The organism is Nitrosomonas europaea, from assembly GCF_900167395.1.
Lineage (GTDB): Bacteria > Pseudomonadota > Gammaproteobacteria > Burkholderiales > Nitrosomonadaceae > Nitrosomonas > Nitrosomonas europaea.
Map to the genome: position 1 here is coordinate 1 of NZ_FUWK01000025.1, position 21,109 is coordinate 21,109.

A 21,109-nucleotide genomic window follows, 5' to 3' on the forward strand; every position below is an offset into this window, starting at 1 on the left:
AAAACATCGAATATCTTTTCCCAAATACCGGCCTGTGCCCACCGCGTAAAGCGTTTGTGAGCAGTTTTCCATTTGCCATACCGCTCCGGCAGGTCATGCCAGTGCGCGCCGGAGCGTAAAACCCATAAAACACCATTTATGAACAATAGATTATCAGCACCATGTCGGCCACGATCCCCAATTTTCCCCGGTATAAACGGCTCTATTCGACACCATTGCTCCCTGTTCAATTCATAGCGTTTCATACATTCCTCACTGAAAATGTTAGACCTCTTTCAGTAAAGCAAAAATTATAGATGTTGAGAATCCGTAAATGTCGATTTGTCCTAGGAACAATTCTAAGTAATGTTTTCTTGCCACATTTATCCAGAAATCTGGAAGATCATCCTGTTTATATGAAAATAATGATGATTTCTGGACTTATGCTGACTCTGGGGATAGCTATTTTCTCTGACGCGATTTCCAGTATTCTTTTTTCTGGTAATTCGGACGAGATATCCACGTATATGCGGATTTTATCCTTGTGGATAATCTTCATTTTTATCAGAAATGCAACCGGGGCTAATTACCTGATGTTGGTTGGGAGAGAGCATATTTACAAAAATATCGTTCTCTATACTTCGGTCACATCTGCGGTGGTAGGAGTTTATTTAATTCAAAAATACCAAGCCTATGGAGCGATATCTGTAGTAGTTGGCTCATCATTCATAATGGCTGTGCTGACCTACTGGTATTACGTTCAAGCTTTAGATAATAAAAGATGATCAGCTTAATTTTTTGTGGAGATTACGCGCCTTGTCGAAGATTTGAGGCAATCGTACTTGAAAGAGGTAGTGCCATACTTGGAAATGCTGCGATTGAAATAAAGACAGCAGATTTCTCATTTGTCAATCTCGAGTGCCCCCTGACTGATCATCAGGTAGCTATCAATAAATCCGGCCCGGCACTAAGAGCAGGCCCTCAATGTGCGAGTGGGATTGCAGATTTCACTGTTGCAGGCCTTGCCAATAACCATAGTTTGGATTATGGGGTTCAAGGGTTGATTGATACTATCACCGCATGCCGATCTGTTGGAGTGTCGACGGTTGGTGCAGGAATTAATCTTGCTGAAGCACAGAAAATCCATATATCTAAGGTTAAGGGAAAGAAACTTGCCGTCATTGCTGTTGCTGAGCATGAGTTTAACCAATCCGAGAATAATGGCCCAGGTAGTGCACCACTAGATCCTGTTGATAATTATTATCAAATACGAGAAGCTCAAGCCAAGGCAGATATTGTTATTGTCACAATACATGGCGGCAATGAGCATTTTCACTATCCAAGACCTGGTTTAAGAAAACTGTGCAAGCATTACATTGACTTAGGCGTAAATGCGGTTATCTGCCATCATCCACACGTACCAGGTGCTTATGAAATATATAACGGGAGACCTATTGTCTATTCTTTGGGTAATTTTGTTTTTGACACGTTATCTATGGTTCATGAATGGGATGTCGGATACATGGCAAAACTTAAGTTCAATGAAGTGGATTGTACGTTTGAGGCGATAGAAATTATTCCCTATAGACAATCGATCACAGTTGAGGGTGTTGAGTTGTTGAGAGGAGATGAGCGTGATAAAGCTGTTTCCAAAATTGAAGCATTAAGAAATGCCGTGCAAGAAAATGAGGTGTGGCTAAATGAATGGAATTCTTTTGTAAAGCAGCGAACACATAATTACCTTCTAAGACAGTTTTTCCCTTTTATTTTTCCTGGAGCAGGAAGATTAGCCAGAAATATTCCAATAATAAAATTATTTTTTAATAGAAAAAATTCTCTTGCAAAATTGAATTTGATTAGGTGTCAATCACATCGAGAGGTGCTTATATCAGTTATTCAGGCAGAATCTCCCCGTCGAGAGTTATAAATAAGTAGGGTATTTTTCGTGGGAAATAAAAGTGAAAAATTTTTAATTTAGGGGTAAATATGAGCCCTAAAGCAGCCATACATAACCGATCAGGGAGCTTCAGCGATCGCTGGATAGCGTATTGCCAGCAAAGAAATATTCCATACAAAACAGTTGATTGCCATTCATCCGATATCATTGAAGAACTGGCTGATTGTTCGTTTCTGATGTGGAACTGGAGCCAGACCTATGCCGAAGATATGTTGATCGCACGCGGTTTGATCAAAGCTGTGGAGTCGATGGGAATCCGGGTTTTCCCGAATTCTGAAACCTGTTGGCATTTTGACGACAAGGTAGCACAGAAATACCTGATGGAAGCTTTAGGGGTTCCCATGGTTAAGAGTTATGTTTTTCTTGATCGAGCCAGGGCGCTGGAGTGGGCCAGGAAAACGGAATATCCAAAGGTTTTTAAATTGAGAGGGGGGGCTGGAAGCAGCAATGTTTTTCTGGTGAACGATATAAACAAAGCAGAAAGGCTTATTAATAAAGCTTTTTCAACCGGTTTTCCACCGGTTTCACGCTGGAATGCCCTGAGTGAGCGCTGGTGGCAGTTTAAAAGAGACAAGACTTTTATTTCTTTTTTCAATATCTCCAGAGGGATCTTTCGTGCACTGATTAAGAACCCTACCCTTGAACGTTTGCCAGTTCAAAGAAATTATGCCTATTTCCAGGATTTTGTTCCTGATAACGATTCCGATATTCGTGTAATAGCCATAGGAAAAAGGGCATTTGGTATCAAAAGGATGGTACGTGAAGGGGATTTCAGAGCATCCGGAAGTGGAAAAATTCTGTATGACCCGGAATTGATTCCCGAAGCTTGTATCAGGATGACATTTGATCTGGCAAAAAAAACCAGATCGCAATCTCTTGTTCTGGACTTTATTTTTTCTGATGGTAGCCCGTTGGTTGTAGAGATGAGTTATGCATTTGCATCTCACGGTTATTTATCCTGTCCCGGTTACTGGAGAAATGACATGACGTGGGTAGAGGGAAGTTTCCATCCTGAAGATTTCATGGTGGATGATCTGATCGTGTCTTCGGTAGAGAGGAGCTGATGCATATCGCCATATACCTTCCATCTCTGCGTGGTGGTGGCGCTGAGCGGGCTATGGCTACACTGGCCAATGGTTTTGCCGATCGAGGGTTGAAGGTGGATCTGGTACTGGTCCGTGCTGAGGGCCCTTATCTTTCTGAAGTTTCACCCGGCGTGCGTATCGTGGATTTGCAGTCCAATCGGGTACTGACTAGTTTGCCTGGCTTGGTACGATACTTGCGCCGGGAGCGACCTCAAGCGATGCTATCCGCGCTCAATCATGCCAATGTGATTGCTGTCGTGGCGAGAATGCTGGCTGGAGTGCCTGCCCGTCTGGTAGTGAGCGAACGTAACAATGTTTCATTATCCGGCAGCTCTTCAAAAAATTTGCGTTCGCGTGTGGTGTTACACATGATGCGATGGGCCTATCGTAAAACAGATGGGGTGACGGCAGTATCCGGAGGTGTAGCGGATGATCTGGCAAATGCCATCAACCTGCCGCGTGATCGGATATCTGTAATTTTCAACCCGGTGGTAACACCAGAATTGATCGAAAAATCCAGGATGCCGCTGGAACATCCTTGGCTGGGAGAGGGTAAACCCCCTGTTATTCTGGGCGTAGGAAGGCTTACACCACAAAAAGATTTTTCTACTCTGATCCATGCTTTTGCCCAAGTACGTACTGTGCGTGACTGCCGTCTTGTAATCCTGGGAGAAGGAGAGTTGCGTGCGGAGCTGGAACAGCTGGTAGCGTCCCTTGGAGTACAGGATAGCGTCCAGCTTCCGGGGTTTGCTGATAACCCTTTCGCATGGATGAGCCGTGTGCGGTTGTTTGTGCTGTCTTCCAGATGGGAGGGGTTGCCAAATGTACTGATTCAGGCAATGGCTTGTGGTACTGCTGTTGTGAGTACTGATTGCCCGAGTGGACCGGATGAGATTCTGGAAGGGGGGAAGTGGGGAAGGTTGGTACCGGTGGGGGATGAAGAGGCATTGGCAGAGGCAATGGTTACCTTACTGGGAATGCCAGAAAATCAATTGTCTGATGTACGTCAGCGTGCTGGTGGTTTTAGACCGGAACTGGCCGTAGATGCTTACCTAAAAATACTGAGGAGTATGCGCTGATATCTAGTTGTTGGGGTACTGGCGGATGGTTTTCTGAGAGTATTAAGCAGAAATAAAGTGAAAACCACAATAGACAGAGCAACATTTAATGCCATTGCAGTTCTGGGGTTCGTTACAGTTATTATTTCAGTGCCATGGGAGGAAATTTTTCGCGCTGTCAATGGCTATGGATTTGTTGATAAGGGAGTTTATTCAGAATATTTTCTTTATAAAACCAGTGTTCTTGACTATAAAGAATTTAGTGGGGTTTTGAGCTATGTTTCGAATGAATTTCTGTGGCATTACGCAATAGGTTGGTTGGTCAACAATACCGGCATCCTGATCGATCATGTGTTTCTGGCAATTTCTTTTATTACGTTGCTGATTTTTGGGTTGTTATTGGCAAAATGGCAGAGTATTTACGCACTTCCCTTGCTTGTAAATCCACTAGTCATTGATTTTGCTTTTTCGCAGTACCGGCTTGCGCTGGCGATATCGATTCTGGGCGCGGCCTATCTGTTGCATGGGCGATACAGAGCAATTCCTTTTGCTTTGGTGCTGACTTCTTTATTCATACATTCTGGAACAACATTGTTCATTCTGATATATGCAGCGGTCTGGTTGGCTCAATGGCTTTCTATACGTTTCCGGATAGGCTGTTCGACAGTGTTTGCCATACTCTTTGCTGTTGGTGCCTTCATATCACTTTTGATTGGTCCGTTACGTGAGGCTCTGCTATCGGCGATAGAGGATCGCCGTGCTGAATACCACGATATGTCCAGCTCTTTGTTGTACTCCTTGTTCTGGATAGCTTTGCTTATTCCCTTTTATTTAGGTCGTCGATATTTAGTGACATTAGATTATGCACGTTATGCGCTGGTAATCGTTTCTATCGTTTTCGTGAATGTATTTCATGGCGGATATTCAACAAGATTTCTGGCTGCTGCATTTCCAGGTCTTGTTTCTGCAGTTTTAAGTTTGCACGGCGTAATAAAAATAATGATTTTAGTCCTGTTTATTGTCTATGCTGTGTTTCAATGGTTGTATTGGCTCCGCATATTGAGTGGTTAATGGAAACTGTTCATATTATCTCTGGCCTTAACGATGGCGGTGCGGAGGCGGTTCTGTACCGTTTGTGCAGCAGTGATAAAGCAGCAGAACATTATGTCATTTCATTGATGGATGAGGGTAAATATGGTGCTTTGTTGCGTGAGGCCGGGGTGCAGGTATCTTGTCTGAGCATGCCACGGGGCAGAGTCACGTTAGGTGGCCTGTGGCGATTGTGGCGATTGCTGCGTCAGATTCGTCCGCAAGCAGTGCAGACGTGGATGTATCACGCTGATCTGGTTGGTGGATTGATTGCCCGTCTGGCTGGAGTAAAACAAGTGTTTTGGGGAATCCACCATACCACGCTGCATGCTGGGCAATCTAGACGTTCTACAATTTGGGTCGCCAGATTATGTGCTCGTATCAGTTCCTGCCTGCCTTCAGCCATCATCTGCTGCGCGCAGAAAGCCCTGGAAGCACATCGTGAGCTGGGTTATGCAGCAGAAAAATTACGAGTGATTCCCAATGGTTACGATCTGGTTCGTTTTCGTGTCGATGAAGATGCGCGTGTACGGTTGCGTACAGAATGGAATACAGGTAGCCGCTGGCTGATCGGTATGGTAGGGCGGTTTGATCCACTGAAAGACCATAAAAATCTGCTGGATGCATTGGCGATTGTTAAGTACCGTGGCGTGGATTTTTGCTGTGTGTTGGCTGGCCGTGGCCTGGATCAGAATAATGCGCAGTTGATGGCCTGGCTGACAGAGCTGGATCTGGCTGGTGAAGTGAAGCTATTGGGGCAGCGCATGGATATACCTGATGTGATGAATGCGCTGGATGTGCATGTGCTATCCAGTTCCAGTGAAGCATTTCCCAATGTAGTAGCTGAAGCCATGGCCTGTGGAACATCAGTAGTAACGACGAATGTAGGTGATGCTGCTCTGATTGTTGGTGAGACCGGTTGGGTAGTCCCAGCCAGAAATCCGGGAATGCTTGCTGATGCTCTGTTGCAGGCGTATGTAGCCATGCATGATGAGGCGGCCTGGCAGGTGCGCTGTACTGCTGTACGGCAGCGGGTGGAAGATCATTTCAGTCTGGAGCGCATGGTCGAAAATTATCATCTTGTCTGGCAAAATAAATTGTAGCTTGGATAAAAAAGTCATCATCGCACTCAATGCTGCATGGAATCTGGTGAATTTTCGTGCGAATCTGATTCGTGGTTTGGCCGCTGCGGGATATGAGGTGGTGGCAATTGCGCCGCCGGATGAGTATGCGCCACGATTGGCGGAGTTGGGCTGCCGCTATGTACCGCTATCGATGGATAATAAGGGGACGCACCCAGGGCGGGATCTACTGCTTTTCTGGCGTTTTCTGCAACTGTTGCGTAAAGAAAAACCGGCAGTCTATCTGGGGTATACAGTCAAACCGAATATTTATGGTTCACTGGCAGCTCATTTGCTGGGTGTACCGGTAATCAACAACATTGCCGGGCTGGGGGCGGTATTTATCCAGGAAGGGTGGCTGACCCGTCTGGTACAAAGATTGTATCGTGTGGCTTTATCACGCTCAGCAAAGGTATTTTTTCAGAATAATGTGGACAGAGCCCTGTTTGTTTCAAAAAATCTGGTATCGGATGTAGTTACTGATCGCTTGCCGGGTTCAGGTATCGATCTCAACCGTTTTGTACCCGTACCTCTGCCCGATAAGACCCCTTTACGCTTTCTGCTGATTGCGCGCATGTTGTGGGATAAGGGGGTGGGTGAATTTGTTGAGGCAGCGCGTATTCTGAAAAAACAGGGGGTGAATGCGGAATTTTGCCTGCTGGGTTTTCTGGATGTACAAAACCCGACAGCCATTTCACGCCAGCAGATGGATGAATGGATAGCAGAGGGAGTCATTCGCTATCTGGGAGTGAGTGATAACGTGGCGGAAGAAATTGCGCTGGCTGATTGCGTTGTCTTGCCTTCCTATCGGGAGGGTATTCCCCGTACTCTGCTCGAAGCAGCAGCGATGGCGCGTCCCATTGTAGCAGCGGATGCTGTCGGTTGCCGTGATGTCGTTGATGACAGTATCAATGGTTATTTGTGCAGACCGCGGGATGCTACTGATCTTGCTGATAAAATTTCCAGAATAGTTGCGTTATCCTGCATTGAGCGTACAGCTATGGGATTGCACGGCAGAGAAAAGATGGAGCGAGAATTTGATGAGCGGATCGTGATCGATAAATATCTGCGGGCGATCGAGGAAATATTGAATCGCCCGGAACCATCACCATCAGGACAGTCCTGAGTTTGTGTTCAGGTACCTGAAAGCTGGCATGGCTCTTCAGGCTGAATTACTTTGCACTGAAAAGCCAGTTCGCCTGTGATTCAGACAGGCAAGGCTGCAGGGGTTTTGCGCCTTTGTGCTGCGCCCATCCCTAAAATCCCCAGACCGATCAACGCAATCGTAGCTGGCTCTGGTATCGCACTGAGTGCTACGGTGAGTGAAAAGTTGACAGGACTGGTGGGAAGTGGCTGTTCTGGGCCAAACAAAATTAGTGCGAGCCCATTTAGATCATCTTTTGACCAGGCTTCGAATTCGCCAGTAGCATAGGCGGGTGTAGACCCGGGGCCAGGCGTAAGATTGCTTAGTGTGTAATTCCATGAAGCTTCAACCGTTGTTCCTGGTGGTGCTGGTGGCGTTGGTATTGTTGCTGTGAAGGAACCATTTGTATTGGCCAGTACAGCGGTGACAAATGCATAAGCTGTATTCCATAACGGGTCGGATTGCAGATCAGCCAGTGTGGCAAATGACTTTGATCGTGTGTCATAAAATGAAATAACTGGATTGTCAGGGGGGGCTTCTGCATACAGGGAAACAGAGGCCTGATAGGCATAGGCTGCCGGGTTGCTGATCCCGGAAAGGGTATTGCTAAATGTAAATGACCCAGTGGCGTATTCTTTGGCCCCGGCAGCATCTGGTGAGCCATCGCTTATTCCACAACCTGTCGCACCATTGGCACCATAGGAAAAACAACCACCAGTTATGTCCAGTACCATCGAGCCAGCTACACCAGCCTGGGCGGGTGTTATTGATAGTCCTAAAATGATTCCTGTTATCGCAACACCATGTTTGATCCCGGATTTAAAGTCCATCTCTTGTAGTCTCCTGAATGATGAATGACCGTTTCTGATGATAGGTGGCTACACTCGGCCTTTCCTCCATATTTGGATGATAATTGCATGGAGTATATGACAATATACTTTCAGGGAATGTAGCTAATGCTTTATACCATAAAGTAAATTTTATGGACACCTTGTGCCGGCTCTTGGGTTGCAGTCAGAGTTCCGGTTGCCTGGAAAATACTTATCGCTGCATCAACAGCGAGTAAATGGACAGGTATGCCAAAGCACTGGATCGCCAGCTGAAATCCTTACGCATGCCATTGTGCTGCAGGGTTTTCCATAACCTGGTGTTGTAATAGGCATCAATTGCCCGTCCGATTCCATTCATGAATGCATCTGCGGTCATTTCGTGAAAATGGAATCCGCTTGCAGATTCGCCGGCTGGAGTATCAGGGGCCAGATCAGTCACTGTATCGATCAGTCCGCCGGTTGTATGGACGATGGGCGGAGTGCCGTAGCGCTGGCTGTACATCTGGTTCAGTCCGCACGGTTCAAAGCGGGAAGGCATCAGAAAGCAGTCCGCACTGGCATTGATCCGATGCGAGAGCGCTTCGTCGTAGTCGATGCGGACGGCAATTCTGGCAGGGTTGGTTTGTGCAAGCATAACGAGTTGTTTTTCCAGAGATTGATCTCCCTTTCCCAGCAATACCAGTTGAGCAGGGAGATCTGCCAGCATGGGTGCGACCTGCAACAGAATATCGTAGCCTTTCTGGTAACTGAGACGGCTGATTCCGGCAAACAGCGGAATCGTTTCGTTTTCTTCCAGCCCCATCTCCCGTTGCAGAGCGAGCTTGTTAATTTTTTTTGCTGCCAGGTTGCGGCTTGAATATTTTTTTACGATGTGCGGATCGGTTGCCGGATTCCAGACGGTGTTATCGATCCCGTTGATGATTCCGGTGATGGCGTTGCTGCGTTCGGCCAGTAATCCCTGTAAACCGAATCCCAGCGGCTCATGCTGGATTTCCCGGGCGTAAGTAGGGCTGACCGTAGTAATCCGGGTTGCATAGTAGATTCCCGCCTTGAGGAACGATAGATTGCCGTAGTATTCGACGCCATGCACGCTGAAGCTTTCGGGTGGCAATCCCAGCCTGGCTACTTCATCGGGTGGAAAGCAGCCCTGAAAAGCAAGGTTGTGCAGTGTCATCAGGCTGGCTGCTTTCTTCCCGGAGTGGTAGTGGAGATAAGCAGGTGTGAGCCCGCTTTGCCAGTCATTGCAATGGATGATATCCGGTATCCAGGAGAGCGGGCTGGCATCACTGGCGAGGAGTGCACCCATTTTTGACAGCAGGCCGAAGCGTTGTGCGTTATCCGGCCAGTCCTGCCCGTCGTCATCCAGATAGATGCCGCCTGGTCGCTGATAGAGTTCCGGGCAGTGGATCACATATAAGGGCAGACTGACGGATTCATTGATCTGTAACCGGGAGGAAAATAATGTGGTTGGAGGGAAGTGCGGCAGGAGATCGAATTCTGCCAGCTTACGTTTGTATTTGAGCCCGGATAGTACTGACGGGTAGCCGGGTACGAGTAAGCGTACATCTGCCTTCAGTTCACGCAGCGCGGCAGGTAATGCGGCACTGACATCACCCAGCCCTCCGGTTTTGCATAACGGAAATACTTCGGAAGTGACAAACAACACCCGTGGATTTTTGCGGGAAGGAGATGAAGACATGGTTTTCAGATTGGTCCCGTTTCTTTATTGCTGTGCTCTGTAAAAATTGATCAGGCCGTTGGTGGACGCATCGTGTCCGGTTACCGGTTTATCCAGGGCCAATTCAGCCAGAATCTTGCCGGCCAGTTGTTTGCCGAGCTCTACTCCCCACTGATCGAACGGATTGATTTCCCAGATGACACTTTGTACAAATACTTTGTGTTCGTACAGTGCGATCAGCATACCCAGCGTTGCCGGATCGAGTTTTTTGAACAGGATCGAGGTCGTGGCGTGGTTGCCCGGGAAAACACGGTGAGGAAGCAGGTGTTCCACAAGATCAGCGGATAAATTCTGGTTTGCCAGCTCGGACCGGACTTCCTGTTCAGTTTTTCCGCGCATGAGTGCTTCGGTTTGTGCGAAAAAATTCGCCAGCAGCATGGGATGATGCTCGGATAACGGGTGATGGCAGCGGCACGGTGCCAGAAAATCGGCAGTGAACTTTTGTGTACCCTGATGCAGCAGTTGATAAAAGGCATGCTGGCCATTGGTGCCGGGCTCGCCCCAGATGATTATGCCTGTACTGTAATCGACAGCTTCTCCGTTCCGGGTGACACGCTTGCCGTTGCTTTCCATCTCCAGTTGTTGCAGATAAGCCGGAAAACGATGCATGGACTGATCGTAAGGCAGGATGGCCTGGCTGGTGATATGAAAGAAATTGATCTGCCAGATACCAATCAGGCCCAATATGACTGGCAGATTCTGCTCGAAGGGAGCAGTCAGAAAATGATCATCCATTGCTTGCGCACCAGCCAGCAGTGAGTGGAAATGTTCCATTCCCACTGCCAGCGCAATCGGCAGGCCGATGGCTGACCATAACGAATAGCGCCCGCCTACCCAATCCCAGAATTCAAACATATTGTCCGGATCGATCCCGAACTGGCTGACTGCCTCACGGTTGGTAGAAACGGCGACGAAGTGTGCTGCAATATCCTGTTTACTGCCTCCTCCTGCCAGAAACCATTTCCGGGCGGAATGGGCATTGGCCAGGGTTTCCTGGGTAGTAAACGTTTTGGAAGCGATGACGAACAGAGTGGTGGCAGGATTGATGTGTTGCAGCGTGTCAGAAAGATGAGCGCCGTCGAGGTTGGAAACGAAATGAGTCCGAAGCTGCGGCAAGTGGTACGGCTTGAGTGCTTCGGTCACCATGACCGGCCCCAGATCAGAGCCTCCTATCCCGATATTGACGACATCGGTAATCGGCAGGCCGGAGTAACCCCGGTGCGACTGGTTGTGGATTTTCTGGACAAACTGTTCGATTTGCCGCAATACCCGTCTGACCTCCTGAGTGACATCCACGCCATCCATGAAAACCGGTGAATTGGCACGCAAGGCAATGTGCAGTGCCGCCCGGCTCTCGGTGAAATTGATTTTTTCACCATTAGCCATGCGGCCAAGCCAGTCTACCAGCTTTTGCTGTTCCGCCAGTGCCAGCAGAAGACGGATGGTCGTTGCATCGACAGGTTGCTTGCTGTAGTCGAGCAGCAGATCTTTGAATTGCAGTGAGAATTTGTCGAATCGTTGCGGATCTTCATCAAACAGCGTGCGCAGAGGGCGGTTGGCAATTTCCGTCTGATGTGCACTCAGAGCCAGCCAGGCAGGGGATCGGGTCAGTGTGGACATATCTGTTCTCCATAGGGTAGGCAGCCGGATCAGAGTTTTTCAAAAATTGCGGCGATTCCCTGTCCGCCACCGATGCACAAAGTGACCAGTGCATAGCGGCCGTTTATACGCTGCAGCTCGTAAATGGCTTTGATTGCCAGTATACAACCGGATGCACCAATGGGATGCCCCAGTGCCACGGCGCCCCCGTTTGGATTGACTTTGTCCGGGTCGAAATTCAGTTCCCGGGCGACTGCGCACGCCTGGACAGCAAACGCCTCATTGGATTCGATGACATCCATCTCAGCCAGATCGAGCCCGGCCCGGTTCAGTGCCTGTTTGACTGCGGGCACGGGGCCGATTCCCATGTAGCGCGGATTGACTCCGGCGTGGCCATAAGCGACCAGACGTGCCATCGGTTGATGATGATTCCGTTCGGCTGCGCGTTCCTCCATCAGCACCAGTGCGGCAGCACCATCATTGATGCCGGATGCGTTACCGGCCGTGACTGTGCCGTCTTCCCGGAAAACAGGGCGCAGTTTACCCAGCGTTTCCATACTGATGTTGTCGCGCGGGTGCTGGTCTGTATCGAACATCGCTACACCTTCGCGGGTGGAAACTTCAACCGGTACGATCTGCTCGCGGAAATAGCCGTTGTGAACAGCGTGAATGGCGCGCCGATGACTTTCCAGTGCGAATCGATCCTGCTGCTCGCGGGTAATGCTCCATCTTTCAGCAATGTTTTCTGCAGTGATTCCCATGTGTACCCGGTCAAACGGATCGGTCAGTGCGCCCACCATCATATCGACTGCGGTACTGTCTTGCATACGTTGTCCCCAGCGCAGTGCGGGAAGAAGATATCCTCCTCGACTCATCGACTCGGCTCCAGCAGCGATAGCCACTTCCGTATCTCCCAGCATCACGGCCTGCGCAGCTGAAATGATGGCCTGCAATCCACTGCCGCAAACACGATTCAGGGTAAGCGCCGCTACACTCTGCGGCAGGCCGGCTTCCAGCGCCGCCACGCGCGCCAGATACATATCCTGCGCTTCAGTGGGGATAACGTGCCCGGCGACGAGGTGCCCAATCTTGTCAGAATCGACGCTGGCGCGAGTGATTGCTTCCCTGACCGTTATGGCTGCCAGCGTGGCAGGCGCCAGATCCTTCAGCGCGCCACCGTAATCACCGATCGCGGTTCTTGCGCCACTGAGAACGACGACATTTCTCATTCAGATGCGGTTACAGCACGTAGCGAGCCAGATCTTCGCTTTGTGAAAGCTTGCCAAGACGTTCATCGACATACACGGCATCGATGACATGCGTGCTTCCGCCGTAGCGGGTGGCATTGAATGAAATATCTTCCAGCAATTTTTCCATCACGGTGTGCAATCTTCTGGCACCGATATTCTCGGTTCTTTCATTGACTGAGAAGGCAATTTCAGCCAGCCGTCCGATGGCATCTTCTGAAAAATTCAGTTCGATACCTTCTGTTTTCAGTAATGCCTGATATTGGCGGATGAGGCAGGCATCCGTGTTGGTGAGTATTTGTTTGAAATCTTCGGCACTGAGACTTTCCAGCTCCACCCGGATGGGAAAGCGGCCCTGCAGTTCGGGAATCAGATCCGATGGCTTGGCCAGGTGAAAAGCGCCACTGGCGATGAACAGGATATGATCAGTGCGGATCATGCCGTATTTTGTAGATATTGTTGTTCCTTCCACCAATGGTAGCAAATCCCGCTGAACGCCCTGGCGTGAAACATCGGAACCGGAGACTTCCGAACGGCTGGTGATTTTGTCGATTTCATCGAGAAATACGATGCCATTTTGTTCGACATTCTGCACTGCACCCAGCTTCAATTCTTCATCGTTGACCAGGCGAGCGGCTTCTTCTTCGGTCAGCAGTTTTCTGGCTTCACGGATACGCAGCTTGCGCATCTTTCTTTTACCAGAACCCATGTTCTGGAACATACCCTGAATCTGGGAAGTCAGCTCTTCCATTCCAGGAGGGGCGAAAATTTCCATGCTGGTTTGTGCCATGGCGACTTCGATTTCGATTTCCTTGTCGTCCAGTTCACCCTCACGTAATTTTTTGCGGAATTTCTGGCGGGTCGCGTTGCTTTCTTCGCTGGGGCTGGCCTCAAAACCCAGGTCGCGGGCAGGTGGCAGCAATGCGTCGAGTATCCGTTCCTCTGCACGGTCTTCAGCCAGTGGTTGATTTTTTCTGATTTCACGCTCGCGTGCCTGCTTGATGGCCGATTCCACCAGATCACGGATAATGGAATCGACATCCCGTCCGACATAGCCCACTTCGGTAAATTTGGTTGCCTCGATCTTGATGAAGGGAGCATTGGCCAGCCTGGCCAGTCGCCTGGCGATTTCAGTCTTGCCCACGCCCGTCGGGCCGATCATCAGAATATTCTTGGGAGTGATTTCATGGCGCAGAGGCTCATCTACTTGCTGCCGGCGCCAGCGGTTTCTCAGTGCGATTGCGACAGCGCGTTTGGCTGTGTCCTGTCCGATGATGTGTTTGTCCAGTTCGTGGACAATTTCCTGCGGGGTCATATACGACATGATGGGATTTTCCTGGTATGGAATGATTTCTGTTTAATCGAGCTGTTCGATGACATGCACCTGATTGGTATAGATGCAGATATCCCCGGCGATCGTAAGTGCCTTGGTAACGATCTCCTTGGGGCTCAGATCGGTATTTTCCAGCAGGGCACGTGCCGCCGCCTGAGCATAGGCTCCGCCGCTGCCGATGGCTGCAATTCCCTGTTCCGGTTCGATCACATCTCCTGCGCCCGTGATGATCAGTGTGGCTTCATGATCGGCTACCACCAGCATGGCTTCCAGACGGCGCAGGATACGATCGGTGCGCCAGTCTTTGGCAAGTTCGACCGCGGATCGCATGAGATGTCCCTGATGTTTTTCCAGCTTGGCTTCGAAGCGCTCAAACAGTGTGAAGGCATCCGCCGTGCCGCCCGCAAATCCAGCCAGCACCTTGTTGTGATAAAGCCTGCGTACTTTGCGTGCGCTGGCCTTGGCGACGACAGCGCCGAGTGTTACCTGGCCATCACCGCCCAATGCTACCTGTCGTCCGCGTCGGACTGATACTATCGTGGTCATATTTTGTATTTACAACGAAAACCCTGATTATAGCGCCGTTTTGCAATAGGATTCAGGTGACGGGTTGGCCGACTGACATCTTCTGTTTTTCTTTACGTACTACGATTTTACACTTTCAGATATCCGCAGTTTTTAGGTGGCGTTTATCATGAAACCAGGGGAATATATTCATAACCATAATACAAACGTGTGGAAAACATCTGCAGCTCGTTGGGCATATATAGCAGAAGGAGATCGTGTTCCCAGGGATCAGACATGACACCGAACCCGTGTGGCACTTTTGCTTATTCGCTGAACTTAAGGAACCTCTGATTAAGTCCCATATGGCCCGCACACCGTGTTTTGCGGATGGAATGCAAGGGTGAGTGAGGCAGTGATGGCTGATCCCTTCACAATGAGCTCAACGCTGCTTGTTAGCTTAATCGTTAGCCGTTCTCGTATTTCAGTGAAACCTGTAATCCGTCTTAATCATGGAGAAACGTTATGAGTAAGAAGATACTTGTTGTCTTAACCAGTGTTGAAAAATATCCGGAGATGGATCGTGCCACAGGTTTGTGGCTGGGAGAGGCTGTTCATTTTGTCAGGAAAGTCGAAGCAGCCGGGTATGAAGTCGACTATGTCAGCCCTCAAGGCGGCTATACACCGATTGATCCGCACAGCCTGGCAATGGCTGAGCCAATTGACTGGGAGTGGTACCAGAAGAAGGAATTCATGAATCGCCTTGGCAAGACTATGAAGGCAAGTGAAGTCAATCCAGATGACTATATTGCAATCTACTATGCTGGTGGCCATGGTGTTATCTGGGATTTTCCCGACAATGAAGAATTGCAATCTATCAGCCGGAAGATCTACGAAAATGGAGGGATTGTCTCTTCAGTTTGTCATGGCGCAGCCGGCCTGCTGAACATAAAGCTTTCGAATGGCAGCCTGCTGGTGAAAGGCAAGGAACTAACCGGTTTTTCCAATGAGGAAGAAAAACTTGCTGAGCTGGATAAATTTGTGCCTTTTCTGACTGAAACAGAGTTACTTGCGCGTGGCGCTATCTATAAAAAAGCTGATGAGCCGTGGGTCTCCTTTGCCGTTGAAGATAACAGACTTATCACTGGGCAGAATCCGGCTTCTGGTGGGGCTGTCGCTGATTTGCTGATAAAGGCTCTCAAGAATGAGCTCCGGCATTTACTCAGGTAATGCCAATTCGCGGCATGGTTTATTCAAACATCAGGTTCTTGTGCGGGAGAATTCGGTGATTAACCTTCATGCAAGTGATCTTCGTACCTTTATTCCATCCCGGGATTTTGTGTTATCCAGGGATTTTTACTCGGCATTGGGTTGTGAGCTGGAGTGGTCAGATGACAATCTGGCGCTGTTCAACCTTGCAGGGTCAAGATTTTACCTGCAGCGTTACTATGTAAAAGAATGGGCTGAGAACAGCATGCTTCACATATCGGTGCAGGATGCGGCCAATTGTTTTACTGACATTACGGGGCTCATAGAATCTGGCCGTTTTCCTTCTGTCCGTGTGGCTCCGCCGAAGCGGGAATCTTATGGTGCATTGGTTACTTATGTCTGGGATCCATCAGGTGTTCTGCTGCATCTGACTCAATGGGACGAAGGCTAATCGTTCATTCAGGTCGATGCTGTTTCTCGTAATGGCAATTTGATGAAATAAGAACAATGCGCCTTATCTTGAGCCAGTGTCTTGCCAATCTGTCGGTTAGATTTCTTATGAACCGTAATTCATACAACAAGATTGCGCATTTATGGAATGTCGCTCGTAACGGGTTCTTTGGACGCGAGCGCGAATATCTCGATGCGATTCTTTCGGTTGCGCCCATAGGCTCGACGATTCTGGATCTGGGGTGCGGCACCGGCCGTCCGATGGCTGAATATATCGTTTCCAGAGGGCGTTGTGTTCTCGGAGTAGATCAGTCAGAGGAGATGCTGCGGCTTGCCCGCCAGAAGCTTCCGCACGAGCAATGGGTTCTGTCTTCGATAGAGTCGTATGAGCCAGTAGAGGGGTATCACGGCGCTCTGCTCTGGGATTCGCTTTTCCATATTCGGCGTACAGAACATGAACTCATCGTAAGTAAGGTGGTACGCGGACTTCCGTCAGGAGGCAGGCTTATGTTGACTGTTGGTGGATCTGCTCACCCGGAATTTACAGATTTCATGTATGGAGAGGAATTTTATTATGATTCCAATACGCCACAAGAAACAGAGACGTTCCTCCAGCGATTATCTTGTCGTATGGTAATTGGCGAATATATGAATTTGCCGGATGGGGGAAGAGATAAGGGCCGATACGCAATTGTCGCGGAAAAAATTTAGTAGATTCACACAGGAGATTGATATGTCCAGTTACGAAATGTTTGCTGATAAAAATATTGTAGCCGGGGAGCTTGCAAACCTGATGGCCTCCGCAGGCTGGGGTACGGAAGGGGATTATGATGCTACAGCCATTGAAAAGTCGCTGTCAGCTTATCCGATGATTGCCTATTGCCGAGATTCTGACGGGCTGCTTGTCGGGTATATCAGTGCGTTCACAGACGGTGCGTTTTCAACCTTTGTGGGAGAGCTTGTCGTTCGGCCGACATATCAGCAGCGAGGAATAGGTTCTGCCCTGTTAGCCATGATCGTTGAGAAGTGCCGCGGTGTGCCGGTATATGCCACCCCGTTTCAGGGCACAGAGAAGTTTTTTCTTGACAGAGGTTTCCGTGTACCCGAGCGGCCGATGTCGGTAGTCTCGATGCGTAACGTGACATAAATCTGTTGTTACATTGGGCTAATACAAGAAGCTGCGCAGCTCTGGTTGTAAATTATGGTGCGAAAAGCACTTGTAAACGGATGTAGAAAACTGAAAAAGGCCGGTTTTACCGGTTTGGGTATGATGGTTGGAAGGATGATGCGGGTAGAGTAATACCCGCATCAGGATGGTGCACTGTCTGATCAGCGGAGCGTATTGAGTATTTCTTCGCCGTATTTTTTTTGTGCCAGTTCACGTAAAGCGATGACGATCGGTTTATCGCGCTCGGAATCGATCATCGGTGTGGAACCGACTGAGACCTGCCTTGCCCGCACAGTGGCTGCCAGGGTCATGTCGAAACGATTCGGGATTACTTCCAGACAATCTTCTACCGTAATACGTGCCATACAGAGTAACTCCAGTAAGAATTTGTAATAAAAATCTGTAAAAAATCAGGAGAATTCAGCAATCAGGGAACGCTGCCTGACGAGCTGACGTATCGTTTTCAATCGTTCAGCCTGAACGATGGAGGCAACATCTCGTGCTGCTGTTTCCAGTTCGTGATTGACCACCACGTAATCAAATCTGTTCACATGGCTGATTTCACTGCGAGCAGCAGCCAGCCGGCGTTCGATGACTTTATTTTCATCCTGACCGCGTTGTTCCAGACGCTGTTTCAATGCTTCCATGGATGGAGGCAGAATAAATATGGAGGCTGCTTGTGGATAGACCGTGCGTATCTGCTGTGCGCCCTGACAGTCTATTTCCAGCAAAACATCCTGTTCTGCTGCCATGGTTTCTTCTATCCATTTGCGCGATGTGCCGTAGAGATTGCCGTGCACCTCGGCGCTTTCCAGAAATTCGCCACGTGCCTGCATGTCTTTGAACGTTGCATGATCAACGAAAAAATAATCATGACCATTTTTTTCGTCTCGTCTGGGTGGACGCGTGGTATAGGAAATCGAGAGAGTCAGATTGATATCCGTCTGTAGCAGAGTACGGATCACACTGGTTTTACCGGCACCGGAGGGTGCACTGATTACGAACAGACAACTCATAATGTTTCATTCTATTGAAATCGTGGCGTATTTTAACAGGGAAATACCGGAAAACGCCCGGGATTATCGTAGATGACGAGGACTCATGAATAAATTTGAAGCGGATCGTCGTTTCGGTTAGAATTCCGTCTTCTTCAGGCGCGTAGCTCAGCTGGTTAGAGCACCACCTTGACATGGTGGGGGTCGTTGGTTCGAGTCCAATCGCGCCTACCAGAAGACAACAGGCAGGTTCTGGTATCTGTCACCACCATTCCGGCTTCAGTCATATCTTTTCTATATTTTGTCTTGTTTCCCGCTTATCGGGAATTTTCTGATTTTCGTTTACTTGCGAGCATACGAATAGCGCATGCATTGCTGGAGGAAAATACTTTTTCTGCTGCTTCCCGCCATGGCAGCCAGACATACCCGAGATGCTCACGGGATGAGACTACGGCCGGTATCGTTTTGGGTAATTCCAAACCAAACACATGTTCGGTGTTGTGAGTAGTGCCCGGCGGGTAGCGCCAGTTCCATTCCTCAAAGATTTCGTAGCGGTTTTGTATTTGCCAGTCAGATAGCACGTAATCGTCGGTATTCAGACCGGTTTCTTCTCTAACCTCACGGACTGCCGTCTGCAGCAGTGTTTCCCCGGGATCCTGACTGCCTGTAACAGACTGCCAGTAACCGGGGTGGTCGGCACGTTCCAGCAGCAGCACCTGGAGATCGGCCGTGTAGATCACCACCAGAACGGATACGGGCAATTTATAGCGTTGCAACAGACAATCCGGTCAATTGTTCGTGTTTTCGGTCCGGCGTAGCCGGATATGCAGCTCTCGCAACTGTTTTTCCTCGACTGCGCCGGGTGCTTGTGTCAGTAGACATTGAGCACGTTGTGTCTTGGGGAAGGCAATTACATCGCGAATGGAGTCTGCTCCGGTCATCATGGCAACGATACGGTCGAGGCCAAAAGCGATGCCTCCGTGTGGTGGCGCACCGTATTGCAGCGCATCTAGTAGAAAGCCAAATTTCAGTTTTGCTTCATCATCCGATATGTTCAGTGCCTGAAACACCTTGCTTTGTATATCCTGCCGGTGAATACGAATCGAACCGCCACCGATTTCCATACCATTCAGAACCATGTCATACGCTCTGGAAAGCGCTTTGCCAGGATCGCTCGTCAGAAAATCCTCATGTCCCTGACTGGGAGAGGTAAAGGGATGGTGCAGGGCCTGCCAGCGTTTTTCTTCTTCATCCCATTCGAACATCGGAAAATCCACAACCCATAAAGGTTGCCAGGAGTCTGTGGCCAGATTGCGTTCATGCCCGATCTTGACCCGTAATGCGCCCAGTGCATCATTGACGACTTTGGCTTTGTCGGCACCGAAGAATACCAGATCGCCATTTTGTGCCTGGGTGCGCTCGAGTATCGACTGTACGACAGATTCAGGCAGGAATTTCAGAATGGGGGATTGCAAACCTTCTATTCCCTTGGTCAGGTCATTGATCTTGATATAGGCCAGACCCTTTGCTCCGTAAATGCCAACAAACTGGGTGTATTCGTCGATTTCCTTGCGAGACAGTTCTCCACCACCAGGAACACGCAGAGCAGCCACCCGTCCTCCTGCTTTCTGCGCAGCGTCGCGGAATACCTGGAAAGGTACGTCCTGCATCAGATCGGTCAGTTCCGTCAGAACTAGTGGTACACGTAAATCAGGTTTATCCGATCCGTAAAGGAACATGGCATCAGCATAGCTGAGCCGGGGGAAGGGATCGGGCAGGCTGATATCGAGCACACTTGCGAACAGACGGCGGATCATGTCCTCCATCATGCCCATGATTTCGTTTTCCGGGAGAAAAGAGGTTTCGATGTCGATCTGAGTAAATTCCGGTTGGCGGTCGGCACGCAAATCTTCGTCCCGGAAACAGCGGGTAATCTGATAGTACCGGTCGAAACCGGATACCATCAGCAGTTGTTTGAATAATTGCGGAGATTGCGGCAGCGCAAAGAAATGACCGGCATTGACGCGTGAAGGTACCAGGTAATCACGCGCACCTTCCGGAGTGGATTTGGTCAGCATCGGCGTTTCTACATCGATGAAGCCATGCTGATCGAGAAAAATGCGTACTGCCATGGTGACCTGGTGTCGCAGACGAATGTTGCGCTGCATCACCGGACGGCGTAAGTCCAGATAGCGATATTCCAGTCGTATTGCCTCGCTCAGATTGTCATCATCCATCTGGAAAGGAGGAGTGAGCGAAGGATTCAGAATTTCGATGGCGTTGACCAGCACCTCTATTTCTCCACTGAGAATTCCGTGATTGACCGTTCCTTCCGGGCGGTGGCGTACTGTGCCGGTGATTGCGAGCACGAACTCGCTGCGGATTTTTTCTGCAATCTGGAAGGCGGCAACATTATCAGGATCACAAACGATCTGGACAATCCCCTCACGGTCACGCAGATCGATAAAAATGACTCCACCGTGATCACGCCGGCGATGTACCCAGCCGCATAATGTAATCGTTTTATCCAGATGGCGTGTGTTGATGGCGCCGCAATAGTCAGTACGCATAAGTGACGTTGATGTTGATTGAATGAGAAAGTC

The 21,109-nt window shown here is 49.3% G+C and carries 22 protein-coding genes and 1 tRNA gene; 12 read left to right on the plus strand and 11 right to left on the minus strand.

Annotated features, from left to right (window positions below; genetic code table 11):
• Positions 1-245 (minus strand): transposase (locus tag B5D58_RS08585; RefSeq protein ID WP_143779561.1); only part of this gene is annotated, 245 nt, incomplete at its 3' end.
• Between the two features lie 51 nt (positions 246-296).
• On the opposite strand from B5D58_RS08585, the gene B5D58_RS08590 reads away from it, so the two are divergent.
• Genes B5D58_RS08590 through B5D58_RS08620 form a run of 7 tightly spaced genes read left to right on the plus strand, consistent with a single transcriptional unit; the run spans position 297 to position 7,415 of the window.
• Positions 297-764, plus strand: a complete 468-nt coding sequence (locus B5D58_RS08590) for an MATE family efflux transporter (protein ID WP_143023739.1) — start codon at positions 297-299, stop codon at positions 762-764.
• Positions 761-1,906: a CapA family protein gene (locus B5D58_RS08595; RefSeq protein ID WP_011112762.1), complete on the plus strand. Its 1,146-nt coding sequence runs from the start codon at positions 761-763 to the stop codon at positions 1,904-1,906. Before B5D58_RS08590 ends, B5D58_RS08595 begins: the two co-directional genes overlap by 4 nt.
• 59 nt (positions 1,907-1,965) lie before the next feature.
• Positions 1,966-3,000, plus strand: a complete 1,035-nt coding sequence (locus B5D58_RS08600; protein WP_011112761.1) for an ATP-grasp domain-containing protein — start codon at positions 1,966-1,968, stop codon at positions 2,998-3,000.
• Positions 3,000-4,100: a glycosyltransferase gene (locus tag B5D58_RS08605; RefSeq protein ID WP_011112760.1), complete on the plus strand. Its 1,101-nt coding sequence runs from the start codon at positions 3,000-3,002 to the stop codon at positions 4,098-4,100. The genes B5D58_RS08600 and B5D58_RS08605 overlap by 1 nt, the downstream gene beginning before the upstream one ends.
• Before the next feature lie 57 nt (positions 4,101-4,157).
• Positions 4,158-5,150, plus strand: coding sequence for a hypothetical protein (locus tag B5D58_RS08610; RefSeq protein ID WP_011112759.1), 993 nt, complete (start codon positions 4,158-4,160; stop codon positions 5,148-5,150).
• On the plus strand, positions 5,150-6,271 hold the full coding sequence (locus tag B5D58_RS08615) for a glycosyltransferase family 4 protein (protein WP_050731281.1): 1,122 nt from the start codon (positions 5,150-5,152) through the stop codon (positions 6,269-6,271). The genes B5D58_RS08610 and B5D58_RS08615 overlap by 1 nt, the downstream gene beginning before the upstream one ends.
• A 1-nt stretch (position 6,272) precedes the next feature.
• The gene (locus B5D58_RS08620) at positions 6,273-7,415 is read left to right on the plus strand and encodes a glycosyltransferase family 4 protein (protein ID WP_011112757.1); all 1,143 of its coding nucleotides are present in this window, start codon (positions 6,273-6,275) and stop codon (positions 7,413-7,415) included.
• 80 nt (positions 7,416-7,495) lie between these two features.
• Here B5D58_RS08620 and B5D58_RS08625 read toward each other — a convergent pair whose 3' ends face one another.
• From B5D58_RS08625 to hslV, 6 genes are all read right to left on the minus strand, one after another.
• Positions 7,496-8,263 (minus strand): PEP-CTERM sorting domain-containing protein, encoded by a 768-nt coding sequence (locus tag B5D58_RS08625; RefSeq protein ID WP_011112756.1) that lies wholly within the window; start codon positions 8,261-8,263, stop codon positions 7,496-7,498.
• 211 nt (positions 8,264-8,474) lie between these two features.
• Complete coding sequence (glgA, locus tag B5D58_RS08630; RefSeq protein WP_011112755.1) at positions 8,475-9,962, minus strand: glycogen synthase GlgA; 1,488 nt, start codon at positions 9,960-9,962, stop codon at positions 8,475-8,477.
• 24 nt (positions 9,963-9,986) lie between these two features.
• Positions 9,987-11,621 carry a glucose-6-phosphate isomerase gene (gene pgi / locus B5D58_RS08635; protein WP_011112754.1) on the minus strand — a complete coding sequence of 545 codons (1,635 nt, stop codon included), beginning with the start codon at positions 11,619-11,621 and terminating at the stop codon, positions 9,987-9,989.
• Positions 11,622-11,650: 29 nt separating this feature from the next.
• On the minus strand, positions 11,651-12,829 hold the full coding sequence (locus B5D58_RS08640) for an acetyl-CoA C-acyltransferase family protein (RefSeq protein WP_011112753.1): 1,179 nt from the start codon (positions 12,827-12,829) through the stop codon (positions 11,651-11,653).
• A 10-nt stretch (positions 12,830-12,839) separates the two neighbouring features.
• The gene (gene hslU / locus B5D58_RS08645; RefSeq protein WP_011112752.1) at positions 12,840-14,171 is read right to left on the minus strand and encodes an ATP-dependent protease ATPase subunit HslU; all 1,332 of its coding nucleotides are present in this window, start codon (positions 14,169-14,171) and stop codon (positions 12,840-12,842) included.
• A 33-nt stretch (positions 14,172-14,204) separates the two neighbouring features.
• The gene (gene hslV, locus B5D58_RS08650) at positions 14,205-14,726 is read right to left on the minus strand and encodes an ATP-dependent protease subunit HslV (protein ID WP_011112751.1); all 522 of its coding nucleotides are present in this window, start codon (positions 14,724-14,726) and stop codon (positions 14,205-14,207) included.
• A 483-nt stretch (positions 14,727-15,209) separates the two neighbouring features.
• Here hslV and B5D58_RS08655 point away from each other — a divergent pair, with 483 nt between their 5' ends.
• From B5D58_RS08655 to B5D58_RS08670, 4 genes are all read left to right on the plus strand, one after another.
• A complete protein-coding gene (locus B5D58_RS08655) occupies positions 15,210-15,914 on the plus strand; it encodes a type 1 glutamine amidotransferase domain-containing protein (protein ID WP_011112750.1) in 705 nt (234 codons plus the stop codon).
• A gap of 55 nt (positions 15,915-15,969) precedes the next feature.
• Complete coding sequence (locus B5D58_RS08660; RefSeq protein WP_041357313.1) at positions 15,970-16,344, plus strand: VOC family protein; 375 nt, start codon at positions 15,970-15,972, stop codon at positions 16,342-16,344.
• Positions 16,345-16,451: 107 nt separating this feature from the next.
• A complete protein-coding gene (locus B5D58_RS08665; RefSeq protein ID WP_041357312.1) occupies positions 16,452-17,054 on the plus strand; it encodes a class I SAM-dependent methyltransferase in 603 nt (200 codons plus the stop codon).
• A 22-nt stretch (positions 17,055-17,076) separates the two neighbouring features.
• Positions 17,077-17,490: a GNAT family N-acetyltransferase gene (locus B5D58_RS08670; RefSeq protein ID WP_011112747.1), complete on the plus strand. Its 414-nt coding sequence runs from the start codon at positions 17,077-17,079 to the stop codon at positions 17,488-17,490.
• Positions 17,491-17,672: 182 nt separating this feature from the next.
• On the opposite strand, the gene rpoZ is transcribed toward B5D58_RS08670, so the two are convergent.
• Positions 17,673-17,876, minus strand: a complete 204-nt coding sequence (rpoZ, locus tag B5D58_RS08675) for a DNA-directed RNA polymerase subunit omega (protein ID WP_011112746.1) — start codon at positions 17,874-17,876, stop codon at positions 17,673-17,675.
• Positions 17,877-17,921: 45 nt separating this feature from the next.
• Positions 17,922-18,527, minus strand: coding sequence for a guanylate kinase (gene gmk, locus B5D58_RS08680; protein ID WP_011112745.1), 606 nt, complete (start codon positions 18,525-18,527; stop codon positions 17,922-17,924).
• 136 nt (positions 18,528-18,663) lie between these two features.
• On the opposite strand from gmk, the gene B5D58_RS08685 reads away from it, so the two are divergent.
• A tRNA-Val gene (locus B5D58_RS08685) sits at positions 18,664-18,740 on the plus strand.
• Positions 18,741-18,823: 83 nt separating this feature from the next.
• Here the strand turns inward: B5D58_RS08685 and nudB are convergent.
• The gene (gene nudB, locus B5D58_RS08690) at positions 18,824-19,282 is read right to left on the minus strand and encodes a dihydroneopterin triphosphate diphosphatase (protein WP_011112744.1); all 459 of its coding nucleotides are present in this window, start codon (positions 19,280-19,282) and stop codon (positions 18,824-18,826) included.
• Between the two features lie 12 nt (positions 19,283-19,294).
• Positions 19,295-21,076, minus strand: a complete 1,782-nt coding sequence (aspS, locus tag B5D58_RS08695) for an aspartate--tRNA ligase (protein ID WP_011112743.1) — start codon at positions 21,074-21,076, stop codon at positions 19,295-19,297.
• Positions 21,077-21,109: the final 33 nt, after the last annotated feature.

Bases quoted from the DNA above. Each gene is read 5' to 3' on its own strand.
- B5D58_RS08590 (WP_143023739.1), top strand. From the start codon at position 297: ATGTTGAGAATCCGTAAATGTCGATTTGTCCTAGGAACAATTCTAAGT.
- B5D58_RS08595 (WP_011112762.1), top strand. From the start codon at position 761: ATGATCAGCTTAATTTTTTGTGGAGATTACGCGCCTTGTCGAAGATTT.
- B5D58_RS08600 (WP_011112761.1), top strand. From the start codon at position 1,966: ATGAGCCCTAAAGCAGCCATACATAACCGATCAGGGAGCTTCAGCGAT.
- B5D58_RS08605 (WP_011112760.1), top strand. From the start codon at position 3,000: ATGCATATCGCCATATACCTTCCATCTCTGCGTGGTGGTGGCGCTGAG.
- B5D58_RS08615 (WP_050731281.1), top strand. From the start codon at position 5,150: ATGGAAACTGTTCATATTATCTCTGGCCTTAACGATGGCGGTGCGGAG.
- B5D58_RS08625 (WP_011112756.1), bottom strand. From the start codon at position 8,263: ATGGACTTTAAATCCGGGATCAAACATGGTGTTGCGATAACAGGAATC.
- glgA (WP_011112755.1), bottom strand. From the start codon at position 9,962: ATGTCTTCATCTCCTTCCCGCAAAAATCCACGGGTGTTGTTTGTCACT.
- pgi (WP_011112754.1), bottom strand. From the start codon at position 11,621: ATGTCCACACTGACCCGATCCCCTGCCTGGCTGGCTCTGAGTGCACAT.
- B5D58_RS08640 (WP_011112753.1), bottom strand. From the start codon at position 12,829: ATGAGAAATGTCGTCGTTCTCAGTGGCGCAAGAACCGCGATCGGTGAT.
- hslU (WP_011112752.1), bottom strand. From the start codon at position 14,171: ATGTCGTATATGACCCCGCAGGAAATTGTCCACGAACTGGACAAACAC.
- hslV (WP_011112751.1), bottom strand. From the start codon at position 14,726: ATGACCACGATAGTATCAGTCCGACGCGGACGACAGGTAGCATTGGGC.
- B5D58_RS08655 (WP_011112750.1), top strand. From the start codon at position 15,210: ATGAGTAAGAAGATACTTGTTGTCTTAACCAGTGTTGAAAAATATCCG.
- B5D58_RS08665 (WP_041357312.1), top strand. From the start codon at position 16,452: ATGAACCGTAATTCATACAACAAGATTGCGCATTTATGGAATGTCGCT.
- B5D58_RS08670 (WP_011112747.1), top strand. From the start codon at position 17,077: ATGTCCAGTTACGAAATGTTTGCTGATAAAAATATTGTAGCCGGGGAG.
- rpoZ (WP_011112746.1), bottom strand. From the start codon at position 17,876: ATGGCACGTATTACGGTAGAAGATTGTCTGGAAGTAATCCCGAATCGT.
- gmk (WP_011112745.1), bottom strand. From the start codon at position 18,527: ATGAGTTGTCTGTTCGTAATCAGTGCACCCTCCGGTGCCGGTAAAACC.
- aspS (WP_011112743.1), bottom strand. From the start codon at position 21,076: ATGCGTACTGACTATTGCGGCGCCATCAACACACGCCATCTGGATAAA.